The following is a 19,101-nucleotide window of genomic DNA, read 5'->3' on the forward strand; positions in this document are numbered from 1 at the left end:
GTGACGCGTTGATTGAAGGGTGTTACTTGATCGCGCCGACCGTGATGCCGCGGGTCAGCGTGCGCTGGAAGATCAGGAAGAAGGCCACGGCCGGCACGATGCCGAGCAGCGCGGACGCGCTGGACATGGTGGCGTCCATCATCTTCTCGCCCTGCAGGACGCCGAGGGCGACCGGCACGGTCTGGTTGTCGTTGGAGATGAGGAACACCATCGGCAGGAAGAACTCGTTCCACGTCCAGATGAAGAAGAAGATGAGCAGCACCATGAGGGTCGGGCGGCTGATGGGCACGACGATGCCCCACAGGATCCGCCACCTGCTCGCCCCGTCGAGTTCGGCCGCCTCCAGGATCCCCCGGGGGAACCGCCCGAGCACCGACGAGAGCAGGTAGGTGCCGAACGCCCCCTGGATCACCGTGAAGATCAGTATGACCGCGAGCCTCGAGTCGTACAGCCCGGCCTGCTTCGCCAGGTAGTACAGCGGGTAGACGAGCGCCTCCTGCGGCAGCGTGTTGGCGACCAGGAAGAGCACGAGCAGCCACAGCCGGCCGCGGACCCGGCCGATTCCCAGCGCGTACGCGTTGAGCACCGACAGCAGCACCGCGGCGACCGCGACGACGCCGCTGATCAGGAGGCTGTTCCAGAGCTTCAGGCCGAAGTCGACGCGCTGCCAGAAGGCGACGATCCCGTCGAGGTACAGCCCGTGCGGCAGGCTGAGCGGGCCGCCGGAGGAGTACTCGGCCGGGGACTTGAACGCGTTGAGCGTGACGATCGCGAAGGGGACGAGCATCACGGCCGCGAGCAGGACCAGCGCCGCGAGGACCGCCCAGCGCCCCGGCTGGCCGAACTGGCGATCGGAGGTCACGAGTCACGCTCCTGGTCACGGTCCTGGACACGCAGGAAGAGGAAGGTCACCACGACGATGATCAGGGCGAGCACGGTGGCGATCGCCGAGCCGTATCCGACGTTCACCTTCTGGAAGAAGTTCAGGTAGGAGAAGTAGGACGGCACCATCGTCGCCGAGCCCGGGCCGCCCCGGGTGAGCACGAAGATCGGGCCGAACACCTTGAGCGCCGCGATCGTGCAGGTCAGCAGGACCACGAAGATCTCCGGCCGGATCTGCGGGATCGTGATGTGCCAGAACCTGCGCCACCAGGAGGCGCCGTCGATCTCGGCCGCCTCGTACAGCGAGGGGTCCACCCGCTGGAGCCCGGCCATGAAGATGACGACCGGGTACCCGAGCTGGAACCACACCATGATCGCCATCACCGTGGCCAGCGCGAGGTCGGGATCGCCCAGCCAGTTGACCTTCAGCCCGAAGATCTGGTTCACCGCGCCGTACGACGGGTGCAGCATCCAGCCCCAGACCACGCCGGCCACCGCGACGGGCAGCACCTGCGGCAGGTAGAACGCCGCGCGCAGGGCCGAGGCCGTACGGGCGCCGAACCGCCGGGCGATGTAGTCGAACAACGCGGCGGCCAGCACCAGGCCGACGACCGTCGGCACCACCGCCATCGCGACGATCAGCGCGACGTTGTGCTGGAAGGACGCCCAGAACCGCTCGTCCGCGAAGAGCTTCGTGTAGTTGTCGAGCCCGATCCAGGTGGGGGTGCCGACGCCGGACCAGCGGGTGAAGCTCGTCGCGACGTTCATCAGGAACGGCACGACGATGATCGCGAGGAACAGCACCAGGCTCGGCAGGAGATAGAGCCAGTAGCCGCCCCTCCCGCGCGGGCGGGCGGCGCCCGCGTCGGGTGGTGCCATGTGCGGACCTTTCGGGGTGGGTCCGGCGGCGGAGACCGGTGAGGTGATCCCGCCGCCGGGATCTGGGAGAGGCGGGTTCCCTGCTAGTTGCCGATGTCGGCGAGGTTGTCGTTGTAGGGCTGGGCGATCTCGTCCAGGACCTCCTCCGGCTTCTTGTCGCCGTTGATCAGTTCCTGCACGCCCGAGACGAGCACGTCGTAGTAGCCGGGGGCGGGCCAGTCGGGGTAGAAGGCCAGGCCGTCCTGCGTCGAGAGCTTGTTGAAGTTCTCGATGAGCTCCTTGTTCTGGGCGTCGGTGATCGCGGCGGGGTCGGCCGCGACCGGGATGCCGCCGGAGTTGCCCAGCAGGTTCTGGACCTCCTTCTTCATCGTGATGTCGATGAAGTCATAGGCGAGGTCCTTGTTCTTGGACTTCTCCGGCACGACCCAGATGTTGCCGCTGGAGCCCGGGGCGAACTGACCCGGCCACAGGAAGGAGCCCCACTTGAAGTCCTTGATCTCCTCCTGCATCCGGCCGAACCACCAGCTGCCCGACACCATGATCGGGAACTTGCCGCCGATGAACGCCACGCCCATGTCCTCGGCCTTCATGCCGGCCGAGTTCTTGGCGATGTAGCCCTTCTTCACCCAGTCGGAGAAGGTCTGCGCGGCGTACGTGAACTCGGGGCCGTGGAAGTCGACCTTGCCCTTGTAGAGCTCGAAGGAGTCGATCCAGGCGCGGTTGGCCTTGTTCAGGGCGAGCAGGTAGAACAGCTGCTGGGCGGGGTACTCCGCGCCCGCCATCGCGATCGGCGTGGTGCCCTTCTTCGTGAACGTGTCGAGCGCCGCGGTGAACTCGTCGAAGGTGGTGGGCACCTTCACGCCCGCCTTATCGAACATGTCCTTGTTGTAGTAGACCATCACGTACTCGCCGTAGTTCGGCACGCCGAACCACTTGCCCGAGCCCATGATGCCCCGCTCGTCGTACTTCGCGGTGGTCTGCAGCGACGGGCTGAGCAGCTTGTCCCAGCCGCGCTTGGTCGCCTCCTCCGTCAGGTCGGTCAGCAGGCCCTGCTTCGACAGCAGACCGGCCGTCGCGTTGCCCTTGTTGTACTCCATGATGTCCGGGGCCTCGTCGGAGTTGAGGACCATGCCGGCGGTCTTCTGGATCTGCTCGAAGCCCTTCTCCTCGAACTTCACCTTGACGCCGGGGTGGCTCGCCTCGAACTCCTTCATCGCCTCGGCCCAGGCGGTGCCCATGGCGCTGTTGCCCGTCTCGTAGTGCCAGAGGGTGAGGGTCTTGGCCTCCGCGGAGCCACCGCCGGCGGCGCCGCCGCCATCGGACTTGCCGTCGTTTCCGCCGCACGCGCCGAGCGCCAGGACGGCCGCGGCCAGTGCCGCCACCGCCGCGCTCCTGCCTAATCTGACCATGGTTGTTCTCCAGGGGGTATCGCTTCAGTTGATGACGACCGGGGCGCCGGGGCCGGCGAACTCGACGCCGCCGATCCGCTTGGGGCCCTCGGCGGTGACGGTCAGCCGGTCGCCGTCCCACACCGCCCTGACCCTCGTGTCCCCGTCCAGGTCCCTGATCGTCGTACGGCTCTCGCGCTCCGGCAGGCCGAAGACGAGCAGGGAGACCCGCGGGTCGTCGGCCACGGTGTCACCCGGTTCGGTGACCGGGACCAGCGACCCGTGCCGTCCGAACAGGGGGATCCGGTCGAGCGGCGGCGACACCGTGACGTAGCGCCCGCCGTCCAGCGTCTCGCCGGTCCAGTAGTCCACCCACACCCCCGAGGGCAGGTAGACCTTCCTGGTGCCGTCGGCCGAGGTCATCGGGGCGACGAGCAGGTCGGTGCCGAGAAGGTACTCCAGATCCGCCTGCCAGGCCACCGGATCGTCCGGGTGGTCGACGCAGAGCGCGCGCAGCATCGGCGCGCCCGTCTCGGCCGCGGTGACGGCCGCCGAGTAGATGTACGGCATGAGCCGGTACCGCAGCCGCAGGGCCTCGATCGCCGCCTGCTCGGCGTGCGGCGGGAACTCCCAGGGCTCCCGGGTGGTCGTGCCGTGGAACCGTACGAGCGGGGACAGCGCGGCGAACTGCGACCAGCGGATGTAGAGGTCCGGGGTGGGCGTGCCGGTGAAACCGCCCGCGTCGTGGCTCCAGAACGGGACGCCGGACAGGCCGTGCGACAGGCCGCCCCTGATCGTGCTGCCCATCGCGGGGTAGGTCGTGTCGACGTCGCCGCTCCACTGGGCCGAGTGGCGCTGGCCGCCGAGGTAGGACGAGCGCGCCCAGACCAGGCCGTGCCCGTTGACCTCGCGGGTCACCTCGGCGACGAGGTCGTTGAACAGCAGCGTGTAGACGTTGTGCAGGTCGGTGCCGGTCATGCCGTTGAAGGCCACGGCGTCGGCCGGCACGCCCTCGGCGAAGTCGGTCTTGAACGCCGCGACGCCCTCGCGCAGCCGGTCGCGCAGCAGGCCCCTGAACCACTCCGCGGCCTCGGGGTTGGTGAAGTCGACGATGCCGCAGGCGGGATAGGAGCCGTGCCAGGTGTCGGCGACGTACGTCTCGCCGTCGGGCCGCCTGAGGAAGTAGCCCTTCGCGGCGGCCTCGGCGAAGGCCGGGCTGAGGTGCGAGATGTAGGAGTTCATCCAGAGGCAGACCTTGAAGCCCTGCTCCTTGAGAGCGGCGAGCATGCCCGCCGGATCGGGGAACGTCTCCGGGTCCCACTGGAGGTCGGACCAGTGCCCGTCCGCCTGCCAGTAGCAGTCGAGGTGCAGCACGTCGCAGGGGATGCCGCGCTCCCTGATCTTCCTGGCGCGCTCCAGCACCCGCTCCTGGCTGTCCCTGAAGAAGCCCGAGGAGATCCAGGTGCCGAACGCCCACTTCGGCGGCAGTTCCGGCCGGCCGGTCAGCCCGTCGAACCGGTCCAGCACCTCGGCCGGGGTGGGTCCCGCGATCACGTAGTAGTCGATGAGGTCGTCGGGCACGACGATCTGCACGGCGCTGTGGGTGGACTGGCACATGTCGAACTCGACCGGCGTGCCGCTGTCGACGCAGATGCCGTATCCCCTGCTGGACAGGTAGAAGGGCACGTTCTTGTACGCGCGCTGCGACTCGGCGCCGAACGCGTCGAAGTTCCACATGAGCGGGCGCTGGCCGCGCTTGTCGAGCGGCGTGAACGACTCGCCGAAGCCGCCGAACGCCTCGTCGGCCGGGGCGAGGAACGTGTCGTGGTAGGCGACGGGGGCGCCGTCGACGGTGGAGCGGCCGAAGGGCAGCGTGCGGAGGCGGCCGCTGATGTCGGGGTGGCCCGGGTCCTGCTCCACCAGCGTCCGGCCGGCCCGGTCGGTGAAGCGCAGGTTCCACGGGTTCAGCCGCACCTCGGCGCGCAGCGACCCGGCGTCGACGACGACGCGGCTGTGGTTCGCCTCCACGACGGCCCCGGCGTACTCGCCGGGGGTGACCATGGCGATCGCGCGGGCGGACCGGGTGCGGGCGTCGGGATCCTCCGCCAGCCGCACCCGGATCACCCCCTCACCCGCGGCCGAGATCTGCACGACGAGCGTCTCCTCCGCCGAGGTGGAGCCCTTCAGCGTCACTCCCCGCCCGTCGGAGGCCACCACCTCCGCGCCGGTCAGCGCGGACAGGCCCGTCTCACCCGGCTCACGCACCGGTAGCTCGGGAGGATCGGCCACGAAGAACTCGCGCGCGACCAACGGGGGGCGGTACGGCATTGCGGCACTCCATCAAGCTCATCCGGCGATTGTGGAGTTAGTTTGCCGTCCATCCCAACAAAAATCAATGGGCCGTCCGTAGCGGAGTTTGCGCAGGTTATTCCCGTATATGACAGTTTCAGGTAATGTGTCCGCAATCCTCGGTCAAGGGCAGGTGATGTGGATGGACAGGTTCGTACACGTGATGCCGCTGGACGACGTGATCGACCACGAGGGCAGCCCCGGCTGCGTCTGCGGTCCCGGCGGGCAGTCCGTCACCGCCGCCGACATCGGCGAGCCGGCCTCTCCCCCCGACGACGACGCCATGCCCGGCTGGTCGCGGCCGGCCGTCGGCATGATCTACCACCACTACGCGCTCAGCCCCTGCCGCGAGTGGGAGGCCGTCCCCGAGCCCTGACCTTCTCGGCTACCGGGGCGCCTGGTACTTCGCCAGGACCCGCTGCAGCCGGTCCACCACCGGCCGCCAGGACGGCGGCAGGGTGTAGCGGGTGACCCGGCGCCCCTGGTACGTCAGGCCGTACGCGAGGAAGTCGGCCCCCTGCGGCGGGGCCTCGGACCGGCCGAGCCGCAGGTTCTTCAACGCCCCGCGCAGTCCGCGCCACTCGGACGCCGTCAGGCACCTGCGCACGACCGGCCCCGTACGGCGGCTCAGCAGGGCGCAGCCATCGGTGTAGACGCGCACGCGGTCGTCCAGCCCCGCGAATCCGCCCTGCTCGCGCAGTTCGACCAGCGACTTCCTCGGCGCCGTCGTCGCCTCGGCCGGGCCCGTCAGGAGCGCCGTGCAAAGAACCGCCAGCGACAGCAGCGTGACACGCGAAGTTCTCATGCTCTCCATAACGGCCCCCAGCCCCGTCCGGCTCACCTCACAGGTGTACCGCAAGGCGTGCGGCCCGCGCCGGTCATCGGGGTCCGTGTCGTCCCCGGATGGGTGAGGGCGGCCGGGGTGGCCGCCCTCGCGCGTCCGGCAGCGGGGTCGGACAGGCTCTAGGGGGTCCACCTGACGTTCGGGTTGATGTGGCCGGTCCAGTTGAACACGGCCATGTTGTCCCAGCCGTCGCCGCTGCCGTTGATGTTGGCCGGGTCCCAGCCGTTGCCGGGCACGGCGTACCAGGTCGGCTCCCAGTAGAAGACGCCCACGGCGCCCGCGTCGCGGGCCGTGTTCTGCACCGCCGTGAACTCCGCGCCCTGCCCCTGCCAGGTGAGGCCGTACCCGGAACACCCCGACGTGACCGAGTTGCCCGTGGAGTCGGCGTTGTCGGGGGTGAACGGGTACGCCGTCTCCGCGATGACGACCGGCTTCCCGTAGCGGGACCGCATGTCCGAGATCACCCAGGAGAGGTTGGACAGCGTGCCGTGCCACATGCAGTAGTACGACAAGCCGGTGATGTCCCACGCGACGCCCTTGGCCCTGATGCCGTCGTAGAACCAGCGGGCGTTGGCGTCGCTGTCGGCGTCCGCGGTGTGGATGATCACCTGGGTCCCGCCGTTGCACGCCTTCGTCGCGTTGTAGCCCGCCTTGAGCAGCAGGCTCAGGTTGGTGAAGTCGTTGTTGACGACCTTGCCGTCGTTCCACAGCATGCCGACGTTGATCTCGTTGCCGATCTGCACGCTGTCGGGAGTCGTGCCCTGCGCCTTGAGGCTGGAGCACACGTCGTAGGTGTAGTTGTAGACGTCGCTCTGCAACTGGCCGATGCCGTGACCGGCCCACGCGGCGGGCTTGTACTGCTTGCCCGGGTCCGCCCAGGTGTCCGAGTAGTGGAAGTCGATCAGCAGCTTCAGGCCCTTGGCCTTCACCGTCCTGGCGTACTGCAGCACCTTGGCCTTGTTGTTGTAGCCGCTGGCGGGGTTGTTCCAGATCCGCAGGCGGACGTAGTTGACGCCGACGCCCTTGAGGATGTCCAGCGGGTCCCTCTGGTTGCCGGCCGCGTCGTAGTACCTCGCGCCCAGGTCCAGGGCGCGTTGTACGGAGGAGACGTCCGCGCCGAGCATGGTCAGCGGGGCCGCGGCGAGCGCCGGGGGCCCGGCGGCCAGAGCCGCGGCGGCGCAGGCGACGAGCGCCGCCAGGATCTTTCTCATGTGTCCTCCGGTCAGGAGAGGATGTGACGGATTCCCCCGAAAGGATCCCCCGCCCCCGGCAGTACCGAGGGAGCTTTCAGCTGATTTCAGGTGCTTTCACACACTTTCAGGCGAGCACTGCCGGGGGCGGTCAGGTGCGGACCACGACGACGCCTCCGGCGGGCACCGTCGCCGACCCCGAGTAGGCGGCGCCGTCCAGCACGCCCGTTCCGGTCACCCCGCCGACCGTCACCTCGGCGTCCGCGTGGTTGAGGAGGAAGAGGTGGTCGCCCCGCCGGACGACCTCCAGGGTGTCGGGCAGGCCGCGCGGCCGGGACACGCCCGCGTGGTCGAGAACCCGGGCGACCAGCCCGCGCAGGTCGGCCTCGTGCGCGCCGTCGCCGGGCGCCGGGTCGAGGGCGGTGGCGACGTACCACGCCGTTCCCCCGCCCAGGTCGTGCCGGGTGACGGCGGGATGCCCGGCGTCGGGGCCGCCGGCGAACTCGTGCACGGCCCGCGCCCCCGCGAGCCGTACGCGCTCGGACCAGATCCGGCCCACCGGGCCCTGGCCTTCCGGCTCCTGTGCTCGCCGCAGCGGCACCGTCTCGTGCTCGCGGAGCGGGTGGAACTCCTCGACCGTCAGGCCGAGCACCTCGCGCAGCGCCCCCGGGTACGGCCCCGCGTGGATGGTGTCGTTCTCGTCGACGATCCCGGAGAAGCAGGAGACCAGCAGGTGACCGCCCGCCTCCACGTAGCGGTGCAGGTTCTTGGCCGGTCCCTCGCCGAGCAGGTAGGAGCTGGGCAGGACGACCAGCCGGTACGGCGACAGGTCGGCCGACGGGTGGACGAAGTCGGCGGTGACGTGCTCACGCCACAACGCCTCGTAGAAGGCCTCCACCCGGTCCCGGAAGCGCAGGTCGGCCGAGGGCCGCCACTCGAACTCGACGGCCCAGTAGGACTCCCAGTCCCACACGAGCGCGACCTCGGCCGTCACCCGCCCCCCCCGCACCCCGCCGAGACGGCGGAGGTCCGCGCCGAGCGCGACCACGTCACGCCAGACCTCGGAGTCCGCACCGGCGTGCGGCACCATCGCCGAGTGGAACTTCTCCGCGCCGTGGCGGGAGGCGCGCCACTGGAAGAACATCGCCGAGTCCGAGCCCCGCGCCACATGGGCGAGCGTGTTGCGGCGCATCTCCCCCGGCCGCTTGGCGACGTTGCGCGGCTGCCAGTTCACCGCGCCGGTCGAGTGCTCCATGAGCATCCAGGGACGGCCTCCGGCGACCGACCGGGTGAGATCGGCGGCCAGGGCCAGTTCGATGTGCGAGTCGGCGCGCGCCGCGACGAGGTAGTGGTCGTTGGCCACGACGTCGACCTCCTCCGCCCAGCGCCAGTAGTCCATCGGCTTGCAGTTGGGGATCATGAAGTTGGTCGTGACCGGCAGGTCGCCGAAGCGGCGGATCGTCTCGCGCTCCCGGCGGAAGCAGGCGATGTGGGCGTCGACGGAGAAGCGCATGAAGTCGAGCCGGAGCCCGGTGAGGAGGCCGGGCGGCGCGGCGACGGGCGGCTCGACCTCGTCGAAGGAGCCGTAGGTCAGCCCCCAGAAGACGGTGCCCCAGGCGGCGTTGAGCGCGCCCACCTCGCCGTACCTCTCCCGCAGCCAGGCGCGGAACGCCTCGGCCGAGACCGGGCAGTAGCAGTGCGCGTTGGCCCAGCCGTACTCGTTGTGCACGTGCCACATGGCCACGGCGGGGTGCCCGGAGTATCGGGCGGCCAGGGCGGCGACGACCCGCTCCGAGGCGGCGGCGTAGTCGGGCGAGCTGGGGCAGAAGCTGTGCCGGGAGCCCCCGCCGAGCACGCGGCCCTCCTCGTCGACGAGGCGGCTGCCGGGGTATCGGTGCCGGAACCACGTGGGCGGCGAGGAGGTGGGGGTGGCGAGGCCGGCGTACACCCCCTCCGAGTAGAGCAGGTCGAGGATCCGGTCGAGCCGGGCGAAGTCGAACTCGCCCTCCCGCGGCTCGATCAGCCCCCAGTTGAAGACGCCCACGGTGACCAGGTTCACCCCGGCCTCCCGCATCAGCCGGACGTCCTCCCGCCACACCTCCTCCGGCCACTGCTCGGGGTTGTAGTCGCCACCGTAGGCGAGGCCCTCGGGCAGGACGGGATAACCGGGCACGACTCCCCCTCAGTTCTTCCTCTGTGAACGTGCACAGTAACCCACAAACGCGACCCCGAGAAGGCACGGAACGATTCACCCAGATAAGGGGGGACCGTTAACAACCGCGTAACGGCCATTGACAGCGCAGGAGCGACTCTTCAGTCTGTGAACGCTCCCAGACATTCTCCACCCGCCTGGAGGAACACATGCGCGTGTACCGGCTGGCCACGGCCGCGATCCTCGTCGCCACGCTCTGCGCGGCCTGCTCCGGCGGCTCCGGCGAGCCCTCCGCCACCGCCGGAGGCGGCGCCTCCGGCGGCCCGGTCAAGCTCACGTACTGGACCTGGGTCCCGAACATGGACAAGATCGTCAGCGTGTGGAACCAGGCTCATCCCGACATCCAGGTCACGGTGAGCAAGCAGGCGGGCGGGGACGACGCGGCGGCCAAGTTCCTCACCGCCGCCAGGGCGGGCAACCCACCCGACCTGGTCCAGGCCGAGTACCAGATGCTGCCCTCCTTCGTCGCCGCCGACGCCGTGGCCGACATCAAAGCGGAGACCGCGCAGGCGAAGGGCGAGTTCGGCGAGGGCGTCTGGGGGCTGGTGACGCTCGGCACCGACGCCGTCTACGCGGTCCCCCAGGACAGCGGGCCGATGATGCTGTACTACCGGCGGGACCTGTTCGACAAGTACGGCATCGAGGTGCCGAAGACCTGGGACGAGTACGCCGAGGCCGCCCGCGTCGTACGCGGGAAGGACCCGAAGGTCTTCCTCGGCACGTTCTCCAGCAAGGACCCGGGCTGGTTCGCCGGGCTCTCCCAGCAGGCGGGCGCCCAGTGGTGGTCGATCGACGGCGACGCCTGGAAGGTCGCGGTCGACGACGAGCCCACCAGGAAGGTCGCCTCCTACTGGGGCGGACTGGTGAAGGAGGGCGTCATCGACGACATGCCCTACTTCACCCCGGAGTGGAACAAGGCGCTCAACGACGGCAGGCTGCTCACCTGGCCGTCGGCGGTGTGGGGCCCGGGCGTGCTGTCCAGCAACGCGCCGAAGGGCAAGGGTAAGTGGGCCGTCGCGCCGCTCCCCCAGTGGAACGCCGGCGAGAACCACAGCGGCTTCTGGGGCGGCTCCTCCACCGCCGTCGCCGCCAAGTCGCCCAGCAGGGCCGCGGCCGCGACGTTCGCCACCTGGCTGAACACCGACCCGCAGGCGCTCGGGCTGCTGATCGAGGAGGGCGCGGTCTACCCGGCCTCCGCGAAGGGCGCCGCGCTGATGACCGAGGCCCCCGGTTACTTCTCCAACCAGCCCGACTTCTGGAAGCAGGCCGCCGCCATCGGCGCCACCGCCCGCGGCTTCACCTTCGGCCCGGACGTGAACGTGACGTACAACGCCTACCGCGACGCGTTCGACAAGGCCGTCGCGGCCAGGTCGGACTTCACCGCCGCCGTCCGGACGATGCAGGACACCACCGTCGCGGACATGCGCAAGACCGGCTTCACCCTCGCCCAGTGAGGCGTCCGGGAAAGGGGGCCCCGACGCGTCGCGCGGGCGCCGTGCCCTACCTGTTCCTCGCCCCGGCCATGGTGTTGTTCACGCTGTTCATGGCCCTGCCCATCGGCTACACCGGCTACCTGAGCCTGCGCCGCACCAAGGTCTCCGGTCTCGGCCTCGGCCGAGGCGCCCGTACGGAGGTCTTCGCCGGGCTCGGCAACTACGCCGCGGCCGTCGGTGACGGCGAGCTGTGGGCCGGATGGCTGCGCGTCCTCGGCTACGGCGCGCTCGTGCTCGCGCTGATGCTGGGGCTCGCCCTGGTGTTCGCGCTGATGCTCGACGCGGCGCACGTGCGGCTGGCCCGGCTCACCCGGATCTCGATCTACCTGCCTTACGCCGTGCCGGGGGTGGCCGCGACGCTGATGTGGGGGTTCCTCTACCTGCCGGGCCTCAGCCCGTTCGGCGACCACGCGTTCCTGGGCGCCGGCGTGGTCACGTTCTCGATGGCCAACGTGGCGGTGTGGGGCGGCACCGGCTTCAACATGCTGGTGCTGTACACGAACCTGCGGGCCGTGCCGCGCGAGTACTACGAGGCGGCCAGGATCGACGGCGCGGGCGAACTGGGGATCACACTGCGGATCAAGATCCCGATCCTCGTCCCGGCGATCATCCTGACCACCGTGTTCTCCGTCGTCGCGACCATCCAGGTGTTCACCGAGCCGACCACGCTGCGGCCGCTGACCAACACGATCAGCTCGACCTGGAGCCCGTTGATGAAGGTGTACCGCGACGCGTTCGTCACCGGCGACCTCCACTCGGCCGCCGCGACGTCCATGGTGATCGCGGTGATCTCCGTCGTGGTGTCGTTCGGTTTCCTGCGGATCGTGAAGAACCACGCGTTCGGGGAGGGCTGATGGCCGCCGCCACGCGGGCCGGGACACGCCGGCCGGCCGGGATCGTCCCCACGGGGGTGCTCGTGCTGGGCGCGGTCTACACCCTGTTCCCGGTGAGCTGGGTGGTGGTCGCGGCCACCAAGTCCAAGGCCGAGCTGTTCTCCACGCCGACCTTCGCGCCCGGCACCGGCCTGCTGTCCAACCTGGCCGATCTGTTCGCCTACCGCGACGGCGTCTTCTGGCTGTGGCTGCTCAACACGGCCCTGTACGCCGGGGGCGGCGCGGTCCTGGCGACCGCGGTGGCCACCGTCTCGGGTTACGCCCTCGCCACGTACGCCTTCCCCGGCCGCGGCCTGATCTTCAACCTGCTCGTCGGCGGGATCCTGGTGCCGCCCGTCGTGCTGGCGATCCCGCAGTATCTGCTGTTCTCCGAGGCGGGCCTGGCCGGCACCTACTGGTCGGTGCTGCTGCCCCAGGTCCTCAGCCCGTACAGCGTCTACCTGGCCAGGATCTACGCGCGGGCCGCGGTCCCGGCCTCGCTGCTGGAGGCCGGCCGGCTGGACGGCGCGGGCGAGTGGCGGCTGTTCCACCGGGTGGCGCTGCCGATGCTCACCCCGGCCATGGTGACGATCTTCCTGTTCCAGTTCGTCGCGATCTGGAACAACTTCCTGCTGCCGTTCATCATGCTGGGCGACGACCACCGGTTCCCGCTGACGGTCGGCCTGTACACCCTGCTCGCCGCCGGGGCGAACCAGCCCTCGCTCTACAACCTGATCATCACGGGGACGCTGCTGTCGCTCGTTCCGCTCGTCGCGCTGTTCCTCACCATGCAGCGCCACTGGCGGGCCGACCTGTCCGGCGGAGCCGTGAAAAGCTGAGCTGAGCGGGGGAGAACGCGCTGATCGGCGGGGGGACAATACGACCATGGCGAAGCGCCCGACCATCCACGACGTCGCCGCGGCGGCCGGCGTCTCGCGCGGCACGGTCTCCCGCGTGCTCAACGACGACCGGTACGTGAGCCCGGCCGCCCACGCCGCCGTCCGCCGGGCGATCACCGAGACCGGCTACATCGTCAACCGCAACGCCCGCAGCCTGGTCACGCAGCGGACGGGGTCGGTGGTCATGGTGCTGTCCGAACCGCACGAGAAGGTCTTCGAGGACCCCAACTACGGGGTGCTGATCCGCACCGCGATCCGACGCCTGGCCGAGCGCGACGTCTCCCTGGTCGTCATGCTGGCCGGCGACGACGGGGACCGCGAGCGGGTGCTCCGCTACGTGCGCGGCGGCCACGCCGACGGGGTGTTCCTGGTGTCCACCCACGCCGGCGACACGCTGGCGGACGCCCTGGTGAAGACCAGGGTGCCGGCGGTCGCGCAGGGCGCGGTGGTCGGGCGGGAGAACGCGATCCCGTACGCCGCCGCCGACGACCGCGAGGGCGCCCGGCAGATGGCTCGTTACCTGGTCGAGCAGGGGCGCAGGAGGATCGCCACCATCACCGGCCCGATGGACACCCCAGGCGGCGTCCAGCGGCTGGAGGGCTTCGCCGACGTGCTCGGCCGCAAGGCGTCCAGGCGGCTCATCGAGCACGGCGACTGGACTCAGCTCAGCGGCGAGAGCGCGATGGCGCGGCTGCTGGAGCGCGCGCCCGACCTCGACGCGGTGTTCGTGGCCTCCGACCTGATGGCGGCCGGGGCCCTGGCGACGCTGCGGGCCGCGGGCCGGCGGGTGCCCGACGACGTGGCGGTGGGCGGCTTCGACGACTCGTCGATCGCCGTCTCCACGCACCCGCCGCTGACCACGATCCGGCAGCCGCTCGCCCAGGTGGCCGAGGAGACCGTACGCCTGCTGCTCGAACTGGTCGACGGCGCCGACCGCGTCGAGCCGGTCATCCTCCCCACGACGCTGGTCGTACGCGACTCCGCCTGACCTCGGGCGGCGGGGGATGTCACACATGGAGGGGCTGTCTCGTCCTCAGCACGTGGACGACCATGACGACGGCGGGATCGGCGGGGGCGCCGGGTTCGAGGCGCTGCGGCCCCGGCTGCTCGGCGTCGCGTACGGGCTGCTCGGAAGCCTCGACGAGGCCGAGGACGTCGTGCAGGACGCCTGGCTGCGGCTGCGCCGCCACCGGGAGGAGGGCGGCGCGGAGATCGGCGACGTGGTCGGGTGGCTGGTGGTCACCGTCTCCCGGCTCGCCCTCGACGTGCTGCGCTCGGCCCGGCACCGCCGGGAGGAGTACGTGGGGCCGTGGCTGCCCGAGCCTGTTCTCACCGGTCCCGTGGCCGGTGGGCCCGGGCCGGCCGAACGGGTGACGCTGGACGAGTCGATCAGCATGGCCATGCTCGTCGTGCTGGAGTCGCTGAGCCCGGCCGAGCGGACCGCCTTCGTGCTGCACGACGTGTTCGGCCTGACGTTCGCCGAGGTGGGCGAGGCGGTCGGGCGCAGCCCGGCCGCCTGCCGGCAGCTCGCCGCCCGGGCGCGGACGCACGTCGCGTCCCGCGCTCCCCGGTTCGACGTGGACCCCTCCGCGCACCGGCGGGTGGTGGACGCCTTCGCCCGCGCCTGCCTCGGCGACGACATCGGCGCCCTGCTCGCGCTGCTCGATCCGGAGGTCGTGCTGCGCAGCGACGGCGGCGGAGTGGTGCGCGCGGCGCGGCGGCCGGTCCTGGGCGCCGCGAAGGTCGCCCGGCTGCTGACGGGCCTGCGTAGGTTCGGCCGATTCGAACTGGCGCCCGCCTCGGTGAACGGCCGGCCCGGTCTGCTGCGCTACCGAGAGGGCCGGCTGGTGACCGTGATCGGACTCACCGTCGCGGGCGGCCGGATCACCGCCGTCGACATGGTCCTGAACCCGGAGAAACTCGCCCGCCTGACGCGGGCCGACGAGACGAGGAACCGACGATGACCGCGAGAATCAGTGTGCGTGAGCTGGCCCCGGGGGCGATCGAGGCGATGCGGGGGGTGGAGCGGTTCCTGCACGGGTGCGGCCTGCCGCACGCCACCCTGGAGCTCGTGAAGATCCGGGCCAGCCAGATCAACGGCTGCGCGTTCTGCCTGGACATGCACGTCCGGGACGCGAAGAAGGCCGGGGAGAGCGACGAGCGGCTGTGGTCGGTGGCCGCCTGGCGGGAGGCGCCGTACTACACGGACGCCGAGCGGGCCGCGCTCGCGCTGGCCGAGGCCGGGACCCGGCTCGCCGACCGGCCCGACCCGGTGCCGGACGAGGTCTGGGCGGAGGCCGCACTGCACTACTCCCAGGAGGAACTGGCCTCGCTGGTCGTGGCCGTCGCGCAGATCAACGCCTGGAACCGGATCTGCGTCATCAGCCGTACGGTCCCCGGCTCGGGGGTCTGACCTGGCCGGACCGGGAGAACGGCCGGTCGCGGGAAAACGGGAGGACGGCGGCGGGCGGGGCGAATAGTCTGCAGATGTCACGGAAGGACAAGGGTCATGAGACGTACCAGGATCCACCGGCCTCGCCGTATCCGCCGTCCCGCCGCCGATCTCGACCTGCGCACCCCCTCCGGACGACGCCTGCCCTACTGAGACTCCTGTGACGGCTGAAGCTTTACGCCCGCTTTACCCGTCCTCCTGTATCTATTCGGAAAGGTAACGGAACCATCACGGTCGGGGGGATGCAACATGGTCACGGTGGTGCCGTCGCTCGCCAAGGTCAGGGACATCAGGTCCGCACTGCGCCGTAGGCCCAAGCAGGAGAGGAAGATCGTCGACCTCAAGGCCTACACGGGCGGGAACGTCATCCGTTTTCCACGGACGTCGGGTCCCGCCTCGCGGCCCGAACCTGCGTGACACGCGGCGCGCGGCCCGCCCGGCGTGCCCGCCGGGCGGGCCGCGCGTTTCACGCCGACGACTGGTTGAATGTCCCCTTATGAGTGATCCGTCCGCCTCTTCGTCCGCCCCTTTGTCCGGCACGGAGCGGACCCGGCACCGCCGTCTGCGCGAGCAGGGCCGCACCGGCCGGGAGGCGCTGTTCGAGGTGCTCCGGGCCGGGTTCGTCTGCCACCTGGGGGTGGTCGTGGACGACGTCCCGATGGTCGTGCCCACCGTCTACGGCTTCGACGCCGGCCACCTCTACGTCCACGGCTCGGTGGCCAGCCGGAGCCTCACCCGGGGCGCGACGGTCTGCGTGACGGTCACCCATGTGGACGGCCTCGTGCTGGCCCGCTCGGTCTTCGAGCACGGGGTCGACTACCGCAGCGCGATGATCTACGGCGTGCCGCGCGTACTGGAGGGCGACGAGAAGCTCGCCGCCCTGCGCTGCCTGACCGAGCACGTGGCCCCAGGCCAGTGGGACTACGCCCGGCGGCCGGACCGCAAGGAACTCGCCGCGACCACGATCCTGGCGGTCCCGCTGGACGAGGCGTCGGTGAAGGTGCGGGAGGGCCACCCGGACGACGCCGACGACCCGCACGACGTGTGGGCCGGAATCCTGCCGCTCGCCACGTCGTGGCAGCCTCCCGTGACCGACCCCCGGGCCGCCCACCACCCCGTCCCCCCGCACATCCTCACCCGCCTGCCCCGCTGACGGTCACGGCGGGCCCCTACCCCGCTGCCGCAGCGTCCCAGCGGTCACCGTCACCCAGCAGGCGGCAACCGCGCCTGCCGCGGGCTCGGGTGAGCGAGCACGCGGGAAGTCGCCGCGGACCGCTTCTCGCTGTCGTCAGTCCGCGTCCTCCCACTCCTCGCCCCACCGCGCGACGTCGTCGAGGATCCTCCCGAGCGCGAAGCCGCGGGGCGTCAAGGCGTACTCCACGCGTGGCGGCTTCTCCGGATGCACCGTGCGCGTGACCAGTCCGCGCTCCTCCAGGGCCTGCAGACGGTCGGCCAGCGTCTTGGGGCTGATCCCGGGCAGCGCCTGCCGAAGCTCGCCGTACCGCTTGACGCCGTCGAGCAGGTGCCAGATGACCAGCGGCGTCCACCTGCTGCCGACGAAGGTCAGCGTCCGGGTGACGACGCATTCTTCGGGCGTGATCGGCCGCGGTGCCTGGTCTGTTTCCATGACTGTAGTTACTACAGGAAAAGTGCCTACTTCAAAAGATGAAAAATTGGCCTTACCGTCGGCCGCATGACGAAGATGATCGTTGCCGTGCACGGAGCGACCGGAACCCAGGGCTCTCCCGTCGTACGGAGGCTACGCGCGCTCGGGCACCAGGTCCGGCCGCTGAACTCCGCCTCCGCCGATCTGGCCGACGCCGCCTCCCTCGCCGCGGCGTACAAGGGCGCCGACGCGGTCGTCGTGCAGCTTCCGCAGGTGTTCGGCGAGATCGCCCTGCGGCACGCGGCGTCGGTGCTCGCCGCTCTCTGCGAGGCCGCCGTGCCGCGGGTGGTGTTCAATCCGGGGATGCCGCTGCCGCCGGCCCCGGTGGGCGTCCCGTTCGTCGACGCCCGGGTCCTGCTCGCCCGGGACCTGCCCGTACGGGTGGCTGCGTCCGTGATCGGCCCCGCGGGGCCGTACCTGGAGAACCTGGCGCAGCCCTGGTCGGCCCGGCGCGTCCGCGAGCACGGCGAGCTCGTCTATCCGCTCCCGGCGGAGGCACCCGTGCCGTGGTCGGCGCTCGACGACCTGGCGGAGGCCGTCGGCGCGGCGCTGGCGGTGGCCGAGCCGCCCGCGCGGCTCGTCGTGACGGGCCCGGAGGAGATCACCGGTGACCGGATCGCCGCCGCCGTGGCCTCCGCCGCAGGAAGGCCGGTGCGCTACCTGCGGGTCGAGCCCGCCGACTACGCCCGGCTCATCACGCCGGTTGTAGGCCGCGAGGCGGCCGAGGGGATCGCCGGGTTCTACGCCCCGGCCGCGGCGGCCGCGCCGCCGCCGATCCCGGAGGGGCGGCTCCACCGGGGGGCGACGACGGTGGAGCGGTGGGCCGCGCGCCAGGCGTGGCGGTGAGACCTGCCCGGTAAGCGGGCTGCAACCTCCGCGCAGGCGGCACGCCGTACGAATACGCCATGGACCTGTACATGTTGACGGGCGATCGGCGGACGGGCCGCACCCTCGTGTGGGCGGCGACGGCGGTACCGCTGCTCGTCGCGCTGCTGGTGGTGCTCGTCGTGTCGACGACGGACACGATGCTCGGCTCGCCCTCCTCCTTCGACGGCGTCCGGACCCTCGACGTGCGTACGGACCACGGAGACGTCGAGGTCGTGGGCGCCGACGTGACCGATGTACGGGTGACCCGTCGCGCGCGGGGGGCGGGCCCCCGGGTGGAGTCGTGGGGCGACGGCTCGCTGACGGTCGGACTGGTGTGCGACGACACGGGTTCGATCTGCGGCCCGATCAGGGACACGGCGGAGAGCCACACCGACTACGCGTTCGTGGTGCCCCGGGACATCGAGGTCACGATCCGCAGCGATCACGGCGACGTCACCGTACGCGGTGTGACGGGGAAGGTCGACGCGCGGACGGAGACCGGCCGCCTACGGCAGGACGCCCCCGCGCCGGGGTGACCGCCCACCCGCCCGCCGGATCGGTGGTCACCTCGTTTCTCTGCCGGCTCCGCTGTCACGACCGCCCCCGTGCCGTCCGCACGATGCGGCAGGATGGAACCCGTGACGCCTTCCCCAGCGGTCGTCCAGCCGGACCGGGAACTCGTCGAAGAGATCCTGGACGAGCTGGACATCGAGCACACCACAGACGCAGAGGGCGACCTGGCGATCTCCACCGCCCACCTCACCATCTTCTTCCTGTTCGGCAAGGAGGGAGACCTGTTCACGGTCCGCACCTTCTACGACAGGCCGTACTCGGTGGACGACAAGCCGATGCTGCTCACCGCGCTCAACGAGTGGAACGCCGACACCATGTGGCCGAAGGTCTACACCTTCACCCAGGACAACGGCGCCCTCCGGCTGGTCGGAGACTCCCAGCTCTACATCGGCGCCGGAGTGACCAGGGAGCACCTGAGCACGGTGATCGCCCACTGGGTCAGGTTCTCGATCAAGTTCTACCGCTGGCTCACCGACCGGATCGCCTTCGAGACCGACTGACCCGGCAGGCTCGATCAGGCGGGCCGGACCAGGCC

The 19,101-nt window shown here is 70.7% G+C and carries 20 protein-coding genes; 12 read left to right on the forward strand and 8 right to left on the reverse strand.

Annotation, left to right across the window (positions count from 1 at the left end; genetic code table 11):
- Positions 1-22: 22 nt before the first annotated feature.
- The 4 genes from FED44_RS27925 to FED44_RS27940 form a co-directional block, all read right to left on the reverse strand.
- Positions 23-862: a carbohydrate ABC transporter permease gene (locus tag FED44_RS27925; RefSeq protein WP_244302313.1), complete on the reverse strand. Its 840-nt coding sequence runs from the start codon at positions 860-862 to the stop codon at positions 23-25.
- Entirely contained in the window at positions 859-1,761 is a 903-nt protein-coding gene (locus tag FED44_RS27930) for a carbohydrate ABC transporter permease (RefSeq protein ID WP_138462585.1), read from the reverse strand. Before FED44_RS27930 ends, FED44_RS27925 begins: the two co-directional genes overlap by 4 nt.
- An 83-nt stretch (positions 1,762-1,844) precedes the next feature.
- Entirely contained in the window at positions 1,845-3,143 is a 1,299-nt protein-coding gene (locus FED44_RS27935) for an ABC transporter substrate-binding protein (protein ID WP_244302314.1), read from the reverse strand.
- A 51-nt stretch (positions 3,144-3,194) separates the two neighbouring features.
- Positions 3,195-5,477 (reverse strand): TIM-barrel domain-containing protein, encoded by a 2,283-nt coding sequence (locus tag FED44_RS27940; RefSeq protein WP_138462587.1) that lies wholly within the window; start codon positions 5,475-5,477, stop codon positions 3,195-3,197.
- Positions 5,478-5,640: 163 nt separating this feature from the next.
- On the opposite strand from FED44_RS27940, the gene FED44_RS27945 reads away from it, so the two are divergent.
- Positions 5,641-5,874, forward strand: coding sequence for a hypothetical protein (locus tag FED44_RS27945; protein ID WP_138462588.1), 234 nt, complete (start codon positions 5,641-5,643; stop codon positions 5,872-5,874).
- A gap of 9 nt (positions 5,875-5,883) precedes the next feature.
- Here the strand turns inward: FED44_RS27945 and FED44_RS27950 are convergent, their stop codons facing one another.
- The 3 genes from FED44_RS27950 to FED44_RS27960 form a co-directional block, all read right to left on the reverse strand.
- A complete protein-coding gene (locus FED44_RS27950; protein WP_138462589.1) occupies positions 5,884-6,303 on the reverse strand; it encodes a hypothetical protein in 420 nt (139 codons plus the stop codon).
- A gap of 158 nt (positions 6,304-6,461) precedes the next feature.
- Positions 6,462-7,553 carry a glycoside hydrolase family 53 protein gene (locus FED44_RS27955; protein WP_138462590.1) on the reverse strand — a complete coding sequence of 364 codons (1,092 nt, stop codon included), beginning with the start codon at positions 7,551-7,553 and terminating at the stop codon, positions 6,462-6,464.
- Between the two features lie 130 nt (positions 7,554-7,683).
- Entirely contained in the window at positions 7,684-9,705 is a 2,022-nt protein-coding gene (locus FED44_RS27960; protein ID WP_244302315.1) for a beta-galactosidase, read from the reverse strand.
- A 188-nt stretch (positions 9,706-9,893) separates the two neighbouring features.
- Between FED44_RS27960 and FED44_RS27965 the strand changes: the two genes are divergently transcribed.
- The 8 genes from FED44_RS27965 to FED44_RS27995 all read left to right on the forward strand — a co-directional run bounded on the left by FED44_RS27965 (position 9,894) and on the right by FED44_RS27995 (position 16,613).
- Entirely contained in the window at positions 9,894-11,198 is a 1,305-nt protein-coding gene (locus FED44_RS27965) for an ABC transporter substrate-binding protein (RefSeq protein ID WP_138462591.1), read from the forward strand.
- Positions 11,195-12,091 carry a carbohydrate ABC transporter permease gene (locus tag FED44_RS27970; protein ID WP_244302316.1) on the forward strand — a complete coding sequence of 299 codons (897 nt, stop codon included), beginning with the start codon at positions 11,195-11,197 and terminating at the stop codon, positions 12,089-12,091. The genes FED44_RS27965 and FED44_RS27970 overlap by 4 nt, the downstream gene beginning before the upstream one ends.
- Positions 12,091-12,948: a carbohydrate ABC transporter permease gene (locus FED44_RS27975; protein ID WP_138462592.1), complete on the forward strand. Its 858-nt coding sequence runs from the start codon at positions 12,091-12,093 to the stop codon at positions 12,946-12,948. The genes FED44_RS27970 and FED44_RS27975 overlap by 1 nt, the downstream gene beginning before the upstream one ends.
- Positions 12,949-12,994: 46 nt before the next feature.
- A complete protein-coding gene (locus FED44_RS27980) occupies positions 12,995-13,996 on the forward strand; it encodes a LacI family DNA-binding transcriptional regulator (protein WP_117410573.1) in 1,002 nt (333 codons plus the stop codon).
- Between the two features lie 52 nt (positions 13,997-14,048).
- Positions 14,049-14,972 carry an RNA polymerase sigma factor SigJ gene (gene sigJ / locus FED44_RS27985; RefSeq protein WP_244302318.1) on the forward strand — a complete coding sequence of 308 codons (924 nt, stop codon included), beginning with the start codon at positions 14,049-14,051 and terminating at the stop codon, positions 14,970-14,972.
- Positions 14,969-15,421 carry a carboxymuconolactone decarboxylase family protein gene (locus FED44_RS27990; protein ID WP_117410572.1) on the forward strand — a complete coding sequence of 151 codons (453 nt, stop codon included), beginning with the start codon at positions 14,969-14,971 and terminating at the stop codon, positions 15,419-15,421. Before sigJ ends, FED44_RS27990 begins: the two co-directional genes overlap by 4 nt.
- Positions 15,422-15,709: 288 nt before the next feature.
- Entirely contained in the window at positions 15,710-15,877 is a 168-nt protein-coding gene (locus tag FED44_RS36085) for a hypothetical protein (RefSeq protein WP_165900953.1), read from the forward strand.
- A 112-nt stretch (positions 15,878-15,989) separates the two neighbouring features.
- A complete protein-coding gene (locus tag FED44_RS27995; RefSeq protein ID WP_244302319.1) occupies positions 15,990-16,613 on the forward strand; it encodes a pyridoxamine 5'-phosphate oxidase family protein in 624 nt (207 codons plus the stop codon).
- A gap of 135 nt (positions 16,614-16,748) precedes the next feature.
- Here the strand turns inward: FED44_RS27995 and FED44_RS28000 are convergent, their stop codons facing one another.
- Entirely contained in the window at positions 16,749-17,087 is a 339-nt protein-coding gene (locus FED44_RS28000; protein ID WP_138462595.1) for a winged helix-turn-helix transcriptional regulator, read from the reverse strand.
- Between the two features lie 66 nt (positions 17,088-17,153).
- Here FED44_RS28000 and FED44_RS28005 point away from each other — a divergent pair, with 66 nt between their 5' ends.
- The 3 genes from FED44_RS28005 (at position 17,154) to FED44_RS28015 (ending at position 19,066) form a co-directional block, all read left to right on the forward strand.
- Positions 17,154-17,972 (forward strand): NmrA family NAD(P)-binding protein, encoded by an 819-nt coding sequence (locus tag FED44_RS28005; RefSeq protein WP_138462596.1) that lies wholly within the window; start codon positions 17,154-17,156, stop codon positions 17,970-17,972.
- A 59-nt stretch (positions 17,973-18,031) separates the two neighbouring features.
- Positions 18,032-18,529 carry a hypothetical protein gene (locus FED44_RS28010; protein WP_111697944.1) on the forward strand — a complete coding sequence of 166 codons (498 nt, stop codon included), beginning with the start codon at positions 18,032-18,034 and terminating at the stop codon, positions 18,527-18,529.
- A gap of 102 nt (positions 18,530-18,631) precedes the next feature.
- Entirely contained in the window at positions 18,632-19,066 is a 435-nt protein-coding gene (locus FED44_RS28015) for a type III secretion system chaperone family protein (RefSeq protein WP_167521617.1), read from the forward strand.
- Positions 19,067-19,101 lie beyond the last annotated feature (35 nt).

It is taken from the genome of Microbispora triticiradicis (assembly GCF_005864065.1).
GTDB classification, from domain to species: Bacteria; Actinomycetota; Actinomycetes; order Streptosporangiales; family Streptosporangiaceae; genus Microbispora; species Microbispora triticiradicis.

What these genes read in the sequence shown, in the direction of transcription:
- FED44_RS27930 (WP_138462585.1), bottom strand. Translation starts at nt 1,761, where the DNA reads ATGGCACCACCCGACGCGGGCGCCGCCCGCCCGCGCGGGAGGGGCGGC.
- FED44_RS27940 (WP_138462587.1), bottom strand. Translation starts at nt 5,477, where the DNA reads ATGCCGTACCGCCCCCCGTTGGTCGCGCGCGAGTTCTTCGTGGCCGAT.
- FED44_RS27945 (WP_138462588.1), top strand. Translation starts at nt 5,641, where the DNA reads ATGGACAGGTTCGTACACGTGATGCCGCTGGACGACGTGATCGACCAC.
- FED44_RS27950 (WP_138462589.1), bottom strand. Translation starts at nt 6,303, where the DNA reads ATGAGAACTTCGCGTGTCACGCTGCTGTCGCTGGCGGTTCTTTGCACG.
- FED44_RS27955 (WP_138462590.1), bottom strand. Translation starts at nt 7,553, where the DNA reads ATGAGAAAGATCCTGGCGGCGCTCGTCGCCTGCGCCGCCGCGGCTCTG.
- FED44_RS27965 (WP_138462591.1), top strand. Translation starts at nt 9,894, where the DNA reads ATGCGCGTGTACCGGCTGGCCACGGCCGCGATCCTCGTCGCCACGCTC.
- FED44_RS27975 (WP_138462592.1), top strand. Translation starts at nt 12,091, where the DNA reads ATGGCCGCCGCCACGCGGGCCGGGACACGCCGGCCGGCCGGGATCGTC.
- FED44_RS27980 (WP_117410573.1), top strand. Translation starts at nt 12,995, where the DNA reads ATGGCGAAGCGCCCGACCATCCACGACGTCGCCGCGGCGGCCGGCGTC.
- FED44_RS27990 (WP_117410572.1), top strand. Translation starts at nt 14,969, where the DNA reads ATGACCGCGAGAATCAGTGTGCGTGAGCTGGCCCCGGGGGCGATCGAG.
- FED44_RS36085 (WP_165900953.1), top strand. Translation starts at nt 15,710, where the DNA reads ATGGTCACGGTGGTGCCGTCGCTCGCCAAGGTCAGGGACATCAGGTCC.
- FED44_RS28000 (WP_138462595.1), bottom strand. Translation starts at nt 17,087, where the DNA reads ATGGAAACAGACCAGGCACCGCGGCCGATCACGCCCGAAGAATGCGTC.
- FED44_RS28005 (WP_138462596.1), top strand. Translation starts at nt 17,154, where the DNA reads ATGACGAAGATGATCGTTGCCGTGCACGGAGCGACCGGAACCCAGGGC.
- FED44_RS28010 (WP_111697944.1), top strand. Translation starts at nt 18,032, where the DNA reads ATGGACCTGTACATGTTGACGGGCGATCGGCGGACGGGCCGCACCCTC.